This window comes from Streptomyces sp. NPDC026575, from assembly GCF_055567415.1.
Window position 1 is genome coordinate 36,275 of the sequence record NZ_JBVHQM010000016.1, and the last position, 14,717, is coordinate 50,991.

At 72.1% G+C, this 14,717-nt stretch carries 9 protein-coding genes and 1 pseudogene; 7 read left to right on the forward strand and 3 right to left on the reverse strand.

Annotation, left to right across the window (positions count from 1 at the left end):
• Nucleotide 1: 1 nt before the first annotated feature.
• On the forward strand, nt 2-988 hold the full coding sequence (locus ACZ4NB_RS22525) for an MASE1 domain-containing protein (protein WP_467664377.1): 987 nt from the start codon (nt 2-4) through the stop codon (nt 986-988).
• 21 nt (nt 989-1,009) lie between these two features.
• Here ACZ4NB_RS22525 and ACZ4NB_RS22530 read toward each other — a convergent pair whose 3' ends face one another.
• A complete protein-coding gene (locus ACZ4NB_RS22530) occupies nt 1,010-2,071 on the reverse strand; it encodes an ATP-dependent DNA ligase (RefSeq protein WP_467664093.1) in 1,062 nt (353 codons plus the stop codon).
• 101 nt (nt 2,072-2,172) lie between these two features.
• On the opposite strand from ACZ4NB_RS22530, the gene ligD reads away from it, so the two are divergent.
• From ligD to ACZ4NB_RS22545, 3 genes and pseudogenes are all read left to right on the forward strand, one after another.
• Nucleotides 2,173-3,189: a non-homologous end-joining DNA ligase gene (gene ligD / locus ACZ4NB_RS22535; RefSeq protein WP_467664095.1), complete on the forward strand. Its 1,017-nt coding sequence runs from the start codon at nt 2,173-2,175 to the stop codon at nt 3,187-3,189.
• Between the two features lie 290 nt (nt 3,190-3,479).
• Nucleotides 3,480-3,833 (forward strand): annotated as a pseudogene (locus ACZ4NB_RS22540) (SpoIIE family protein phosphatase); the annotation flags it as partial.
• A 153-nt stretch (nt 3,834-3,986) separates the two neighbouring features.
• Complete coding sequence (locus tag ACZ4NB_RS22545; RefSeq protein WP_467664096.1) at nt 3,987-4,220, forward strand: hypothetical protein; 234 nt, start codon at nt 3,987-3,989, stop codon at nt 4,218-4,220.
• A 55-nt stretch (nt 4,221-4,275) separates the two neighbouring features.
• On the opposite strand, the gene ACZ4NB_RS22550 is transcribed toward ACZ4NB_RS22545, so the two are convergent.
• Nucleotides 4,276-5,823 carry an AMP-binding protein gene (locus ACZ4NB_RS22550; protein WP_467664097.1) on the reverse strand — a complete coding sequence of 516 codons (1,548 nt, stop codon included), beginning with the start codon at nt 5,821-5,823 and terminating at the stop codon, nt 4,276-4,278.
• A 445-nt stretch (nt 5,824-6,268) separates the two neighbouring features.
• On the opposite strand from ACZ4NB_RS22550, the gene ACZ4NB_RS22555 reads away from it, so the two are divergent.
• Complete coding sequence (locus ACZ4NB_RS22555; RefSeq protein WP_467664099.1) at nt 6,269-8,353, forward strand: SpoIIE family protein phosphatase; 2,085 nt, start codon at nt 6,269-6,271, stop codon at nt 8,351-8,353.
• A gap of 352 nt (nt 8,354-8,705) precedes the next feature.
• Complete coding sequence (locus ACZ4NB_RS22560) at nt 8,706-10,172, forward strand: APC family permease (protein ID WP_467664101.1); 1,467 nt, start codon at nt 8,706-8,708, stop codon at nt 10,170-10,172.
• A 1,016-nt stretch (nt 10,173-11,188) separates the two neighbouring features.
• On the opposite strand, the gene ACZ4NB_RS22565 is transcribed toward ACZ4NB_RS22560, so the two are convergent.
• Entirely contained in the window at nt 11,189-11,527 is a 339-nt protein-coding gene (locus ACZ4NB_RS22565) for a hypothetical protein (RefSeq protein WP_467664103.1), read from the reverse strand.
• Between the two features lie 449 nt (nt 11,528-11,976).
• Here ACZ4NB_RS22565 and ACZ4NB_RS22570 point away from each other — a divergent pair, with 449 nt between their 5' ends.
• Nucleotides 11,977-14,703: a SpoIIE family protein phosphatase gene (locus tag ACZ4NB_RS22570; protein WP_467664105.1), complete on the forward strand. Its 2,727-nt coding sequence runs from the start codon at nt 11,977-11,979 to the stop codon at nt 14,701-14,703.
• The last annotated feature ends 14 nt before the right edge of the window (nt 14,704-14,717 follow it).

Here is a 14,717-nt window from a genome sequence, read left to right on the forward strand (position 1 = left end):
TGTGGTGCGCACCGAAGAACTCCGACGTCTCGCACCGGCAGCCCTGACCATCTTCGTTCTCACCGCCGTCTACTTCGCGTCCGCATGGATCGGCCTTCGGGAGTCGGTGGTGGTCGGCGGTGCCGTGGTCACGCCCTTATGGCCGCCCACGGGCATCGCGCTGAGCAGCCTGCTCCTGCTGGGCATGTGGACCTGGCCGGGCATCGCCCTCGGCACGCTGGCGATCGTCGCGACGCTCAGCCCGCTCGATGTCACGGTCCTCGGCGTCATGGCGGGCAACACCCTGGCCCCGGTGTGCGCCTGCCTGATGCTCCGCAAGGTGGGCTTCCGCGTCGAACTGGACCGTCTGCGCGACGGGGTGGCCCTGGTCGTCCTCGGCGCGTTCGCCGGCATGCTGATCAGCGCGACGGTGGGTAGCGGAACCCAGGTGCTGACCGGTTCGCTGCCGACCGGGGGCTTCTGGCGGACCTGGGCGGCCTGGTGGGTGGGCGATGCGATGGGCGTCCTCGTCGTCACCCCGCTCGTCCTCGCCCTGCGCACCATCCGCCGGCCCTACGGCATCCCCGCCTACCGCTGGGCCGAGGCCGCGGCACTGCTGGCCGCGGCGGTCGTGCTGTCGTTCATGGCGACCAGGAGCCCGCTCTCCCTGCTCTTCCTGGTCTTTCCGCTGATCGTGTGGGCGGCGCTGCGCTTCCAGCTCGCGGGCGCGGCGCCCTGCGTGCTGCTGGTGTCCGTACTGGCGATCACGGCGGCGACCGCGCGCATCGGACCGTTCGAGGGCCAGAGCCTGCTGGAGGCGATGGTCAACCTGCAGGCGCTCAACGCCTCCGCGGCGCTCACCGCGCTGCTGCTGTCGGCCATCGTCACCGAGCAGAACGCCATCCGGCGCAAGATCGAGCTGGCCTGCACGGAACTGGCCGAGGTGGTGGACCGGCTCGCGCCGGGGGAGAGCCGGCGCCGCTGGCCCCCGGGCACCGACCAGCGCTGACCGGCAGGCCCCCGGCCGCCCTCAGTCCCGCAGCAGCTCCCGCAGGTCGTAGCCCACCGGCTCCTCCAGCTGGGCGTAGGTGCAGCTCTCCGGCGTACGGTCGGGGCGCCAGTGGCGGAACTGGGCGGTGTGCCGGAACCTGTTGCCCTCCATGTGGTCGTAGCCGACCTCGCACACCCGCTCCGGGCGCAGCGGCACCCACGACAGGTCCTTGCCGCCGCTCCAGCGGCTGGGCCCGCCCGGCATCCGCCGGGACGCGTGCGCCGCCTCGTCCGTCCACGCGCCCCAAGGGTGGCCGGCGACCTCGTCCATCCGCAGCGGTGCCAGTTCCTCGACCAGCTGCCGCCGCCTGGCCATGGGGAACGAGGCGCACACCCCGACGTGCTGGAGCCGGCCCGCGCTGTCGTGCAGGCCCAGCAGCAGCGACCCGACCACCGGTCCGCTCTTGTGCAGCCGGTAGCCCGCCACCACACAGTCCGCGGTGCGGGCATGCTTGATCTTGAACATGGCGCGGTCGCCCGGCCGGTAGGGCAGGTCCAGCGGCTTGGCGACCACCCCGTCCAGCCCCGCCCCCTCGAACTGGGTGAACCAGCGGCCCGCCAGCTCCCGGTCCGTCGTCGCGGGCGCGGTGTACACCGGCGCCCGGGAGGGCCGCAGCGCCTCGACCAGCGCCTCCCGCCGCGCCGACTGCGGCTGGTCCATCAATGCCTCCGTGCCGAGCGCCAGCAGGTCGAAGGCGACCAGGGAGGCGGGCGTCCGCTCGGCGAGCGTCCGGACCCGGGAGTCCGCCGGATGGATGCGCTCCAGCAGCTCCTCGAAGTGCAGCCGGCCGTCATGGGCGATGACGATCTCGCCGTCGATGACACAGCGCGGCGGCAGTTCGGCCCGTACGGCCGCGACCACCTCGGGGAAGTAGCGGGTGAGCGGCTTGGTGGTCCGGCTGGCGATCTCGACGTCCGCCCCGTCGCGGAAGACGATGACCCGGAAGCCGTCCCACTTGGCCTCGTACTGCATGCCGGCGGGGATGTCGGTCACCAGCTTCGCGAGCATCGGCGACACCGGGGGCATGACGGGCAGATCCATGCCCCCGATCCTGCGCGCTGGGGGCGCTCACCGCGCGCCGAGGGCACGGCCCGCCGCCCTTCCGGCGCGCGGTGCCGCGGCGCGCAACCTAGCGTGGAGGCATGGCCGGAGGCGAAGCTGTCGAGCTGGACGTCGCGGGGCGCACGGTGCGGCTGTCGAATCCCGGCAAGACGTACTACCCCGAGCGCGGCTTCACCAAGTTGGACGTCGCGCAGTACTACCTTGCCGTCGCGGACGGGGTGCTGCGGGGCCTGCGCGACCGGCCCACCACCATGCAGCGCTTCCCCGACGGCGTCGAGGGCGAGTTCTTCTACCAGAAGCGGGCCCCCAAGGGACTGCCGGACTGGCTGCCCACCGCCCGCATCGCCTTCCCCAGCGGCCGGTTTGCCGACGAGATGTGCCCCACCGAACCCGCCGCCGTGATCTGGGCGGCCAACCTCGGGTGCCTGACCTTCCACCCCTGGCCGGTACGCCGCGCCGACACCGAGCACCCCGACGAGCTGCGCATCGACCTCGACCCGCAGCCCGGCACCGACTTCGCCGACGCCGTCCGGGTCGCCTACGAACTGCGGGAGCTGCTGGCCGAACACGGACTGCGCGGCTGGCCCAAGACCTCCGGCGGCCGCGGGGTGCACGTCTATGTACCGATCCTGCCGCAATGGACGTTCACCGAGGTCAGACGGGCTGCCATCACCGTCGCCCGGGCCCTGGAGCGCCGGCTGCCGGACCTGGTGACCTCGGCCTGGTGGAAGGAGGAGCGCGGCGCGAAGGTCTTCGTCGACTACAACCAGATGGCCCGCGACCGGACCATCGCCTCGGCCTACTCGCTGCGGGCCAGGCCGCGGGCGACGGTCTCCACCCCACTGCGCTGGGAGGAGCTGGCCGACGCCACGCCCGAGGACTTCGATCTGCGCACCGTCCCACCGCGCTTCGCCGAACTCGGCGATGTGCACGCCGACATGGCCGACCACGCCTTCAGCCTGCAGTCCGTCCTGGAACTCGCCGACCGGCACACGGCGGAGGAGGGACTGGGGGACCTGCCCTATCCCCCCGACCACCCGAAGATGCCCGGCGAGCCGGCCCGGGTCCAGCCGAGCCGGGCGCGCAAGACCAGGTAGGACGTGCCTTCCGAGGGGCGGGCGGCCTGCCCGGGGCGCACCTCCCACCCGGCCGGCCGAACCCGCCCCGCTCACACCACTTGCGGACCGGCCTCGCCGTTCGCGCGCCGACCGGGGCGGCGGGCCCGGGTCCCGGCATGCGCGCCGCCCGTCCGGGCGGGAACATGCCGCACGTGGTGACCGAGCGGAACGCACCCGAGGTGAACGGTGAGCGTGCGCGGCGCCCGCCGTCGGATGCGGGCCGCACGTGAGCGAGTCGGCGATCGACTACGAGGCGGGTCTGGACCACCCGCACCCTCGCCTACAGCAGCGCGGGCCATCCGCCGCCGGCCCTGCGGCACCCGGACGGCGCGGTGCAGCTGCTGGACCAGGCGGACCGATCCGCCGCTGGGGCGCGGCCCGAGCATGTGGCCCGTCCCGAGGCCCGGGTGGCCTTCGCCGACGACACCGTGCTGGTCCTGTACACCGACGGGCTGATCGAACGCCGCGGGGAGGACATCGACGTCGGTCTGGGGCGGCTGGCCGCTGCGTTGACCCGGCATCGGGGCGCCGACGTCGAGGCGCTCGCCGAGCTGCTGCTGGCGGAGCTGCTGCCGTCCGGTGGCGCCACCGACGACACGGCCCTTGTCGTCATCCGGCTCTGACCAGCACACTCGCGGGCCCGCCGGGCCCGTTCACTACCGCGACTGGAGCAATTCCCTGGGCCGTTGGAGTGGCCGGTCGCCGTGTCTGCGGGGGGTGCGGCCCAGCGCGGTACTTATCGGAATGTCCCATTTCCTGCCTAACTGGAGAACGCAATGCGCAAGTCGATAGGCCGTTCCGTCGCCGCCGCGGCGATCGCTGCAGCCACCGTCGTGCCGCTCGCCGGCACGGCTGCGGCTGCTCCCCAGAGCCCCGCGGCGTCCTCGTCGGGTCACGATCATCATGGCAAGAAGCATGGCAAGCACCATCACCACGGTGGCTACCACCACCACGACGGTAAGCACCTTGGCCTGCTCTCGTTGATTTTCGGCCTGCTTGGTCTGCTCTGAGCGGGACCAGCACATCGGGCCGCCGCGGCGCTGAGTCGCGGCGGCCCGAACGCGGTCAGCCGGCGGCGCCCACCTCCTGCTCGGCCTGCCGGCGCAGCTCCTTCTTGTCCGGCTTCCCGGCGTCGGTCAGCGGCAGCGCGTCGACGAAGGTGATCCGGGCCGGCTCGTACATCGCACCGCGCTCCAGGCGCACCTTCTCGCGCAGTTGGCTCCCGTCGACGGTGCTGCCGGGCACCCGCACCACCACGGCGTGCACCTGCTCCATGCGGTGGGCGTCACGGACGCCGAAGACGGCGCTCTGGAGCACCTGCGGATGCGAGTTGAGCACGTCCTCCAGCTCGGTGGTGTACACATGGCCGCCGACCACGACGATCATGTCCTTGATCCGGTCGACGATGGTCAAGTAGCCCTCGTCGTCCAGGAATCCGATGTCCCCCGTGTGCAGCCAGCCGTCCCGCAGCACTTCGGCGGTCAGCTCGGGCTGCTTCCAGTACCCCTTCATGATCATGGCGGAGCGGACGCAGACCTCGCCGTGCTCGCCGGCGGGCAGATCGCGACCCGACTCGTCGCGGATCGCCACCTCGACGTCGGGCAGTACCTTCCCCGCGGAGCGGAGCCGGTCGGGGCGGTCCGGGTCGTGGTCCTCCGGGGTGAGCATGCTGATGCCGCCGGCCTCGTTCTGCCCGTAGCCCTGGAGCAGCACCGGACCGAACATCCGCACCGCGTCGGCTATGCGGGCCGGGGACGCCTGACAGCCGCCGTACGTCACCATCCGCAGGCTGGAGGTGTCGGTGTGCCGTGCGGACGGATGGTCCATCAGCTGGTAGAGCAGCGGCGGCAGCAGGAACATGTCGGTGATGCGCTCGCGGGCGATGGCGGCGAGCACGGTCTCGGGGTCGAAGTCGTCGAGCAGGACGATCGTGCCGCCCGTGTACAGCGTGTTGTCGGCCAGTGCGCCCGCGGCGTGGGCGAGGGTCGTGCAGACCAGCTGCCGGCGCTCGAACTCCGGCTGCTCCGCCAGCGCTCCGTGGAACCAGCGGACCTGCTCGAAGGTGGTGCAGATGCCCTTGGGGTGGCCGGTGGTGCCGCCGGTGTGGCGGATGGTGGACACGTCGTCGGGCCGGGCCAGGCTCGCGAACGGCTCGTCGGACTGCCCGGCCGCCAGCTCCAGCAGGTCCGTGCCGAGCTTCGCGGGGCCGAGTACGAGGACGTCCGGCACCGGCGCCAACTCGGTGACCTCGGCGGCCCGCTCGGCGTAGCGCGGGTCGACTATCAGGGCGCGGGTCTCGACGTCGCGGACGATGTGGGCCTGGGACTCGGCGGAGAGCTTGTTGTAGAGGTGGTTGACCCGGGCGCCGATCAGGTTGGCCGCGTAGCGGGCGGCCAGGGTCTCGGGGAGGTTGCCGCTGAGCAGGGTGACGGTGGTTCCGCGCTCGACCCCCTGGGCGCGCAGCGCCCGCGCCATGCGGTGCACCAGGGCGCGGAACTCGCCCGCGGTTACCCGGCGCCCTTGGTGGACCAGGGCTTCGCGTGCCGGGTTCGAGCTAAGTGCATCGAGGTTCTCCTCCACGTAGGTGCGGAATGTCCGGTCGGTGAGGGACATGATGACGGGCTTCCTCCTGACGCCGGCGGACGCGGTCACCGTCGCCGGGTGCGATACCGATGGTTAGTTGCTGGAGGCAACTAAAGGTCAGAGTAGTCCCAGGAGATCGACATCTCCAAGTCGGAGCGTGCGGCGCGGCTGTTGCGCGTCCGGCCACCGGGCCCGCAGACCTTGCGGCGTACGGCCGCCGGCCCGCATGCCCGGTCGCGAAGCCCGGCCGGATTATTCGCTCCGAATATCGCCAACTCGGTCGCAGGGCCGGAAGCGGCGGCGGATAATTCTCCCTCGCGCACGGGACGCCCATGCCCTGCGGCTCTCGCTCTCCCTGCGGGGCCGTCCCGTGTCGAGGGATGATGGAGGGCATCGGAAACACGGCGAGAATCGGCCGATGTACGGAGAGCGCCACGGCTGTCGGTCAGCGGTGACCGGCGGAAGGAGTGCCTGGATGGGTGCGACCGACGCGTTCCCCGAGGGCGCCGCCCCGGTCGGGGCTGCACCGGGGCAGCCGGGCGGCCTGCTCGACGTGCTGGGCGTGGCCGCCGTGATGCTGGACGCGGAGGGGCGGATCACCCTCTGGAGCCCGCAGGCCGAGGAGCTCTTCGGCTGGACCGCGCAGGAGGCGCTCGGTCGGCCGGCCGGCCAGCTGCTGGTCGGACCCGACGACATCGACCTGGTGCTGCGGCTGTTCTCCCAAGTCATGGCCAGCGGCGAGAGCTGGGCCGGGGTCTTCCCCATCCAGCACAAGGACGGCAGCACCCGCCTCGTCGAATTCCGCAACATGCGCCTGCTGGACGAACGCGGCCGGTCCTACGCGCTGGGCATCGCCACCGACCAGGCCGTACTGCGGCGGGTCGAGCGGGACCTGGCGCTGTCGGTACGCCTGGTGGCCCAGTCGCCGATCGGGCTGGCGGTCCTGGACACCGCCCTCCGCTTCGTCATGGTCAACCCCGCGCTGGAACGCATCAACGACCTGCCCGCCGACCAGCACATCGGCCGCCATGTCCGCGAGGCGCTGTCCTTTCTCGACACCGACGTCATCGTGGCCCGGATGCACGAGGTCCTGGAGACCGGCCGGCCGCTGCTCGACCAGTTCACCGTCGGCGGCACCGCCGCCGATCCGCACGCAGACAAGGCATGGTCGGTGTCGTACTACCGGCTGGAGGACGCCCACGGCCGGGTGCTGGGGCTGGCCACCTCCGTCGTCGACATCACCGAGCAGCACCGTTCCGCCACCGAGGCCGCCCGCGCCCGCCGCCGCCTCGCCCTCATCGCCGACGCCTCCGCGACCGTCGGCACCACCCTCGACGTCGACCAGACCGCGCATGAACTGGCCGACGTCATCGTGCCCGAACTCGCGGACATGGCCGCGGTCGACGTCCTCGACGCGATCCTCGACGGCCGGCGCCCTAGTGTGCTGTCCCGCGGCGGTCCCGCCCGCTTCCGGGCGCTCGCGGTGTCCACGGCCTACGACACCGGCGCCGTGCGCGCCGCCGACCCCACCGGGCAGATCGCCTCCTACGAAGCCGACCGGCTGATCACCCGCTGTGTGACCGAGGCCCGCCCGGTCGTCGTCCCCCAGGTGGACGACGACGACCTGCGGCGGATCGCGGCGGGCCCGCAGGGCGCCGCCTTCCTCAAGCAGGCCGGACTCCGCTCCTACCTGGCGGTGCCGCTGATCGCCCGCGGCGAGGTGCTCGGCGCGCTGTCGCTCTACCGCGTACGCAACCCCGAGCCGTTCGACGAGGACGACGCCGTGCTCGCCGTCGAACTGGCCGCGCGGGCGGCGGTGTGCATCGACAACGCCCGTTCGTACCAGAGCGAGCGCCGCACCGCGCTCACCCTCCAGCGCCATCTGATGAACCACCGGCCGCCGCAGCCCACGGCCATGCAGATCGCCTACCGCTACCAGCCCGCCCAGGCGGCCAGCGAGGTCGGCGGCGACTGGTTCGACGCCATCCCCGTGGCCGGCGACAAGACCGCCCTGGTGGTCGGCGACGTCATGGGCAGCGGCATCAACGCCGCCGCCACCATGGGGCAGTTGCGCACCACGATCCGCGCGCTGGCCGACCTCGACCTCGACCCCGCCGAGGTGCTCCGCCACCTCGACCACATCGCCGGCGGTCTCGATCCGGCCTTCGCCACCTGCCTCTACGCCGTCTACGACCCGCACCGCAGCCTGTGCCGGATCGCGGTCGCCGGGCACCTTCCGCCCGTGCTGGTCCGACCGGGCCGGCAGCCGGAGCTGCTCGATCTGCCCACCGGCGCCCCGCTCGGCGTCGGCGGGGTCCCCTTCGAGCAGACCACGGTGCCGCTGCGCGACGGCGACCACCTGGTGCTCTACACCGACGGCCTGATCGAGACCCGCGACAAGGCCATCGACACCCGCCTGGACACCCTGCTCACCCTGCTCGCCGAGCCCGGGCCGGACCTGGAGGACCTGTGCGACCACCTCCTGAGCGCACTGCGTGACGAACACGGCCACGACGACGTCGCCCTGCTCATCGCCCGGGTGCACGCGCTGGAGGAGTGAGCCGGGCCGGACGCCCGACTCGGCCGCGCTGCCGTGGCGGATTCGCGGGGGCCGCTACGGATTCGGCGGCTGTGCCGGGCCGCCTCCAGAGGCGGCCCACCCCGCCCGCTCCAGCCGCGAAATCCGCTACTGCGCCGTAGTGCAGGTGTGGATACGGGCCATGATTCCGCTCGACACCTACGGATTTCGTTGTCTCACCCTCTTAACAAGACCTTGACGTGGGTCGAACGCGGGGGTTTTATTCGGTCACCAAAGCGGCGCCTGCGCTTCGCCAGGTCTGCATCGCGTTTTGGCGCACTTCTCGCAAAGTGCCCCCCTCTGCCGCCGGATCGATGGGATACGGATAACCGATATGCCCTACACGCCTGTTGCCTCCGCAGCCCCTGAGCGGGACACCCGTAGCGCGGCGGAGGGGAGTACCGCCAACGGCCCCAAGCTCACCCGGTCGATCGGTGTGGTCGGCGGCACGCTGCTCACGCTGTCCTGCCTGACCCCGGCCTCCTCGCTCTTCGTGATCGTGCCCGACTCGTTCGCCAGCCTGGGCACCGGCACCGCGCTCACCATCGCCATCGCCGGCCTGCTGTGCATCGGGGTCGCCTTCACCTACTCCGAGCTCGGCACGCTGATCCCCAGCTCCGGCGGCGAGTACGCCATGGTCGGCACCCTCATGGGCCGCCTCGCCGGATGGCTGGTATTCATCCTGTCGCTGATCGTCGTCATGATCGTGCCGCCCATCATCGCCCTGGGCACCGCCGACTATCTGGCGCCGATCGTCCACCTGGATCCGCAGTACACCGCCGCCGGCGTGATGCTGCTGGCCACCGCCATGGGCCTGCTCGACCTGCGCGCCAACGCCTGGATCACCGGCATCTTCCTCGTGCTGGAGGTGGTGGCCTGCGCGGTCGTCGCCTTCCTCGGCTTCAGCCACACCCAGCGCTCCGCGTCGGTGCTCGTCCACCCCGTCATCGACGCCGGACACGGACACACCACCGCCGTCACCGCCGGTCTCATCGTCACGGGCCTGGCCACCGCGCTCTTCATCCTGCAGGGCTTCTCCACCGCCGTGTACCTCGCCGAGGAGATCGAGAACCCGCGCCGCAACGTCTCCCGCACCGTGCTGTGGACCCTCGCCATCGGCGCGGCCGTCGTCCTGATCCCGGTCATCGCGATCACCCTCGGCGCCCCCGACCTCAAGACCCTCGGCGCCGGAGACGTCGCGGGCATGGTGCAGGACTGGAGCAACTCAGGCGTCGGCACCTTCGTCAGCCTCTGCATCGCCCTGGCGATCATCAACGCGGCGATCGTGATGGTGATCCAGAACTCCCGCGTGGTCTTCGCCTCGGCCCGCGACGCGGCCTGGCCGACCTCGGTCAACCGCGCCTTCTCGCACGTCGGCCGCCGCTTCGGCTCGCCCTGGGCGGCCACCCTCGTCGTCGGTGTCCCGGGCGCGGCCCTGTGCTTCGTCAACCTCGACACCCTCAGCGAGGTGACCGGTGTCGCCGTCGCCGCGATGTACGTCTTCGTCGCCCTGGGCGCCCTGGTCTCCCGTCGCGGTGAGCACAAGCACCGGCTGGCCTGGCGGATGCCGCTGTGGCCGGCGGTCCCGGCGCTCCTCGTCGTCGCGCTCGCCTGGGTCCTGACCCAGCAGAGCACCAAGAGCCTGGTCGTCACCGGGGCCATCGTCGCCGCCGCCGCACTGTACTGGGCCTGCTACCTGCGCCCGCGGCAGGAGACACACTGGGTGATCTCGGTCCCGGAGGACGAGCAGGCCGCGGCGGACGAACCGTCGCCCGCGGGGGCGGTCGCGGAAGCGGGGTAGTCCCGGCGGGGGAGCGGTACCCGCGAGCGGGGCCGGGGCGTATGCCTCGGCCCCGCTCGCCGGGTTTTCCGGTCCTTGAGCAGTACGCCTCGGGTCCTCCTGCGGGGGCGGGCTCGGTCGGCCCCGCAGCCGTACGCCTCGGGGCCCGCCGCGGGGGCTTGGCTGGCCCTTCAGCTGTACGCCTCGGAGCCCGCCGCGGGGTCTTGCCCGGCCCTTCAGACGTACGCCTTGGCGTCCGACTGAGCCTCGACCGGCCCTTCAGCCGTGCAGGGTCTCGACCGGCCCTTCAGCCGTACAAGAGAGCCAAGCCCGCCCGGAGCAGCTGTCCGGGCGGGCTTTGGCTTTCGTCCTGCACGTCGGCTGCTGTCCTGCACTTCTCGCCCTGCGGCTTCCTCGCGCTCTTGCTTTGCTGGCCCTTCTGCTTTTCCTTCCGCTGCTTTTTCCCCTCCGCTGCCTTTGCCTCTCCGCTACTTTTTCCCCTCCGCCCACCCCCCTACGGGGGGTGGGCGGGTGTAGAGGTGAGGGTTGGTGGGTGCCGGGGGCAGAGAGGTGCCGTGACGCGGGCTGGGCGGGTGGGGTGTGGAGAGGTGCCGCGCTGCGCGGAGGACGGGCGCAGAGGTGTGGAGGAGGGTCGCGACCCGGGGCGCAGAGGTACGGAGGGGTACCGCGCCGCGAGGTGTGCCGGTGGGCCGGTGTAAGGCTGCGGCGGCCCGGGGCGGGCGCAGAGGCGCGGAGGGGTACCGCGCCGCGAGGTGGGCCGGTGTAGGGCTGCCGCGGCCCGGGGCGGGCGCGGAGGTGTGGAGAGCTCCCCCGGCCGGGGCGGGCGCGGAGGTGCGAAGACGGGGGCGCAGAGGCGCCAGGACGTGGGTGTCCACCCCGTCGCGGGGGGAAGGGGCGTCAGGCCGCGGGCTCGCGTGCTACGCGCGTGCGGGTTCGCGCGCTACTGCACTGTGCGCTCGCGCGCTGCTCATCGGCGGGCTCGTACGCTGCTCATCCGCTCACCGCGGGCTCGCGCGCTACTGCTCCGCAGGGCGGGAGAGTGCCAGTGCGTCCAGCAGCAGGCATACGTGGTCGACCGCGTCCCGCCCCGTGGGGGAGTCGGCCGCGGGTGCGTCGTCGAGCAGCCCGGCGGTCATGCGCAGCAGCTTCAGCAGCCGCTCGCCGGCCCCGTCGGCCGGTTCCGCGTGTGCCAGGACGGACCGGACCTGCTCGCCCGTGAGGGGCAGACCTGTTTCGAGGAAGCGGAACAGCGCCACGGCGACGCGCCGGTCGGCGTCGTGCGGCTTCCACAGGCCGAGCGCGTGGTGGTCGATGAGCCCCGCCGCCTCGGCGCGGATCTCCTCTGGAACATGCATGCCCAAGAACGTCTCACACCGCATCGCCGGGCCATAGGGCGGCAAGGTGCACCTCACAGCGGCCCGTCCGTCGCCATCAGGCCACCCGTGGACGGCGCTGACCAGGCACGTTGTGCCGGCGTCGGGATGTCCCGACCGCTACACCTGCGCCCATCAAGAGTTCAAACCTGTGGGGAGAGTTACATGCACAATCCAGAAGCTGGGCGATTTGTTCCCGGTCTGATGCCGGGCGGTGACCGGCGCGTTTGTCCCCTTAGTCGAGGACATTCGCATATGTGCGTCAGTAAAACCTACCCGAGGGTCTTTCCGCCCTCTGGCGCCCGACCGCAGATCACGGGACGATCCTCGAACAGCCCGTGAAGCCGTCCTAAGCGACACGGGTCCCAGCGGCCGCTGCGCTCCGCAGTACGCGGCTCGCCCACCGTATGCGGGAGGTGTAGAAAGAGGACATGGCCGGACGCTACGGCCGCCCGCGTTCGGTTCTCAGGATGCGAACTGTCGCAGGTCAGGTCTTTCTCCTGCAGGTGGCGATCGTGGTGCTGCTGGTCGCCGCCGCCATGGCGGCGCTCGTGCTGCAGTCCCGGACCGACTCCGAACGCGAGGCCCGCAACAGATCGGTGGCCGTCGCCGAGTCCTTCGCCCATGGACCCGGCATCGAGCCGGCGCTGAAGAGCGCCGACCCGACCGCCGTACTGCAACCGCGGGCCGAGGCCGCCCGCAAGGCCACCGGCGTCGATTTCATCGTCGTGATGAACACCGAGGGCATCCGCTACACCCACCCCATCACCGACCGGATCGGCAAGAAGTTCGTCGGCACGCTGAAGCCGGCGCTGTCCGGCGCCGTGGTCACCGAGAAGATCGTCGGCACCATAGGCCCCCTGGTCCAGGCGACGGTCCCGGTCTTCGGCCATGACGGCAAGGTCGTCGGACTGGTCTCGGCCGGCATCACCATCAAGAAGGTCAGCGGCGTCGTCGACGACCAGTTCCCGCTGCTGTTCGGCACCGCGGCCGGCATCCTCCTCCTCACCACCGGCGGTACCGCGCTCGTCAGCCGGCGGCTGCGCCGCCAGACCCACGGCCTGGGGCCCGCGGAGATGACCCGCATGTACGAGCACCACGACGCGGTGCTGCACGCCGTACGCGAAGGCGTGATCATCGCCGGCGGCGACGGCCGGGTGCTGCTCGCCAACGACGAGGCGCGCCGGCTGCTGGATCTGCCGCCGGACGTCGAAGGGCGCCAGATCGCCGACGTCGGGCTGGACCGGGCCACCGCCCAACTGCTCGCCTCCGGCCGGGTCGTCACCGACGAGGTGCATCCGGTCGGCGAACGGCTGCTGGCCGTCAACCAGCGCTCGACCGACCAGGCGGGCGGCCCGCCCGGCAGCGTCACGACACTGCGGGACACCACCGAGCTGCGGGCGGTCACCGGCCGGGCCGATGTGGCCCGCGGGCGCCTCAAGCTGCTCTACGACGCCGGCACCGAGATCGGCACCACCCTCGACGTGGTGCGCACCTGCGAGGAGCTGGCGGAGTTCGCCGCGGCCCGGTTCGCCGACATCGTCACCGTCGACCTGGCCGAGGACGTACTGACCGGTGAGGAGCCGGCGGTCTTCGCCGGCGCGGGCATCGAGGTGCGGCGCACCGCGGCGGCAGGCATCCCGCCGGACAGCGGCCTGTACCCCGTCGACAGCCCGATCCGCTTCGAGCCGTCCGCCTCCGTAGGCGCCGCCATCACCAGCGGCGAGGCGATCCTCGAAGCCGACCTGCCCGCCTTCTCGGGGTGGCAACTGCAGAATCCCCAGCGTGCCCGGAAGATCGTTGCCCGCGGCATCCACTCGATGATCGCCGTACCGCTGCGGGCGCGCGGTGCCATCCTCGGCGTGGTGATGTTCTGGCGCTCGCAGGTGCCCGAGCCGTTCGAGGAGGAGGACCTCTCCCTCGCCGAGGAACTGGTCGCCCGCGCCGGCGTGAGCATCGACAACGCCCGCCGCTACACCCGCGAGCACACCATGGCGGTCACCCTGCAGCGCAGCCTGCTGCCGCGTGCGCTGCCGGAGCAGAACGCCGTCGAGGCCGCCTACCGCTATCTGCCCGCGCAGGCCGGGCGCAGCGGGCTCGGCGGCGTCGGCGGCGACTGGTTCGACATCATCCCGCTGCCGGGCGCCCGGGTGGCGCTGGTCGTCGGCGATGTCGTCGGGCACGGTCTGCACGCGGCCGCGACCATGGGCCGGCTGCGCACCGCCGTCCACAACTTCGCCAATCTGGACCTGCCGCCCGACGAGATCCTCTGGCACCTCGACGAGCTGGTCACCCGGATCGACCAGGACGAGGGTGCCGAGGGCGCAGAGGGAGCCGGGGTCACCGGCGCCACCTGTCTCTACGCGATCTACGACCCGGCGTCGGGGACCTGCACGATGGCGCGCGCCGGGCACGTCCAGCCCCTGGTGCTGCGGCCGGACGGCACCGCCGAGATCGCCGAGGTGCCGGGCGGTCCGCCCCTCGGGCTCGGCGGTATGCCCTTCGAGTCCTGGCAGCGGGAACTGCCCGAAGGCAGCCGGCTGGTCCTGTTCACCGACGGGCTCGTCGAGGACCGCGACCGCGACCTCGACGACGGGATGGAGCTGCTGAGCCGCACCCTCGCCGACCACGCCGAGCGGACACCGGAGGAGACCTGCGAGGCCGCGCTGGGCGCGCTGCTGCCGGAGCTCCCCAGCGACGACATCGCGCTGCTGGTCGCCCGCACCCGGGTGCTGGACACCGCGCACATCGCCGACTGGGACGTGCCGCCGGACCCGTCGGCCGTGGCCCAGGTCCGGGCCGCGGCGGTCCGCAAGCTCGTCGACTGGGGTCTGGCGGACGAGGCGTTCACCACCGAGCTGATCCTCAGCGAGCTGGTCACCAACTCCATCCGCTACGCCTCCGGACCCATCCGCGTACGGCTGATCCGCGACACCTCCCTGATCTGCGAGGTCTCCGACCGCAGCAGCACCTCACCGCATCTGCGGCAGGCCGCCACCACGGACGAGGGCGGCCGCGGCCTCTTCCTGATCGCTCAGATGGCGGAGCGCTGGGGGACCCGCTACACCGCGGGCGGCAAGGTCATCTGGACGGAGCAGGCGCTCGCCGACGGCGGTCTGTTCGCGGCGGCGGCCGACGGCGAGGATCCTTTGAGGTGAGGGCACGGCGCGCA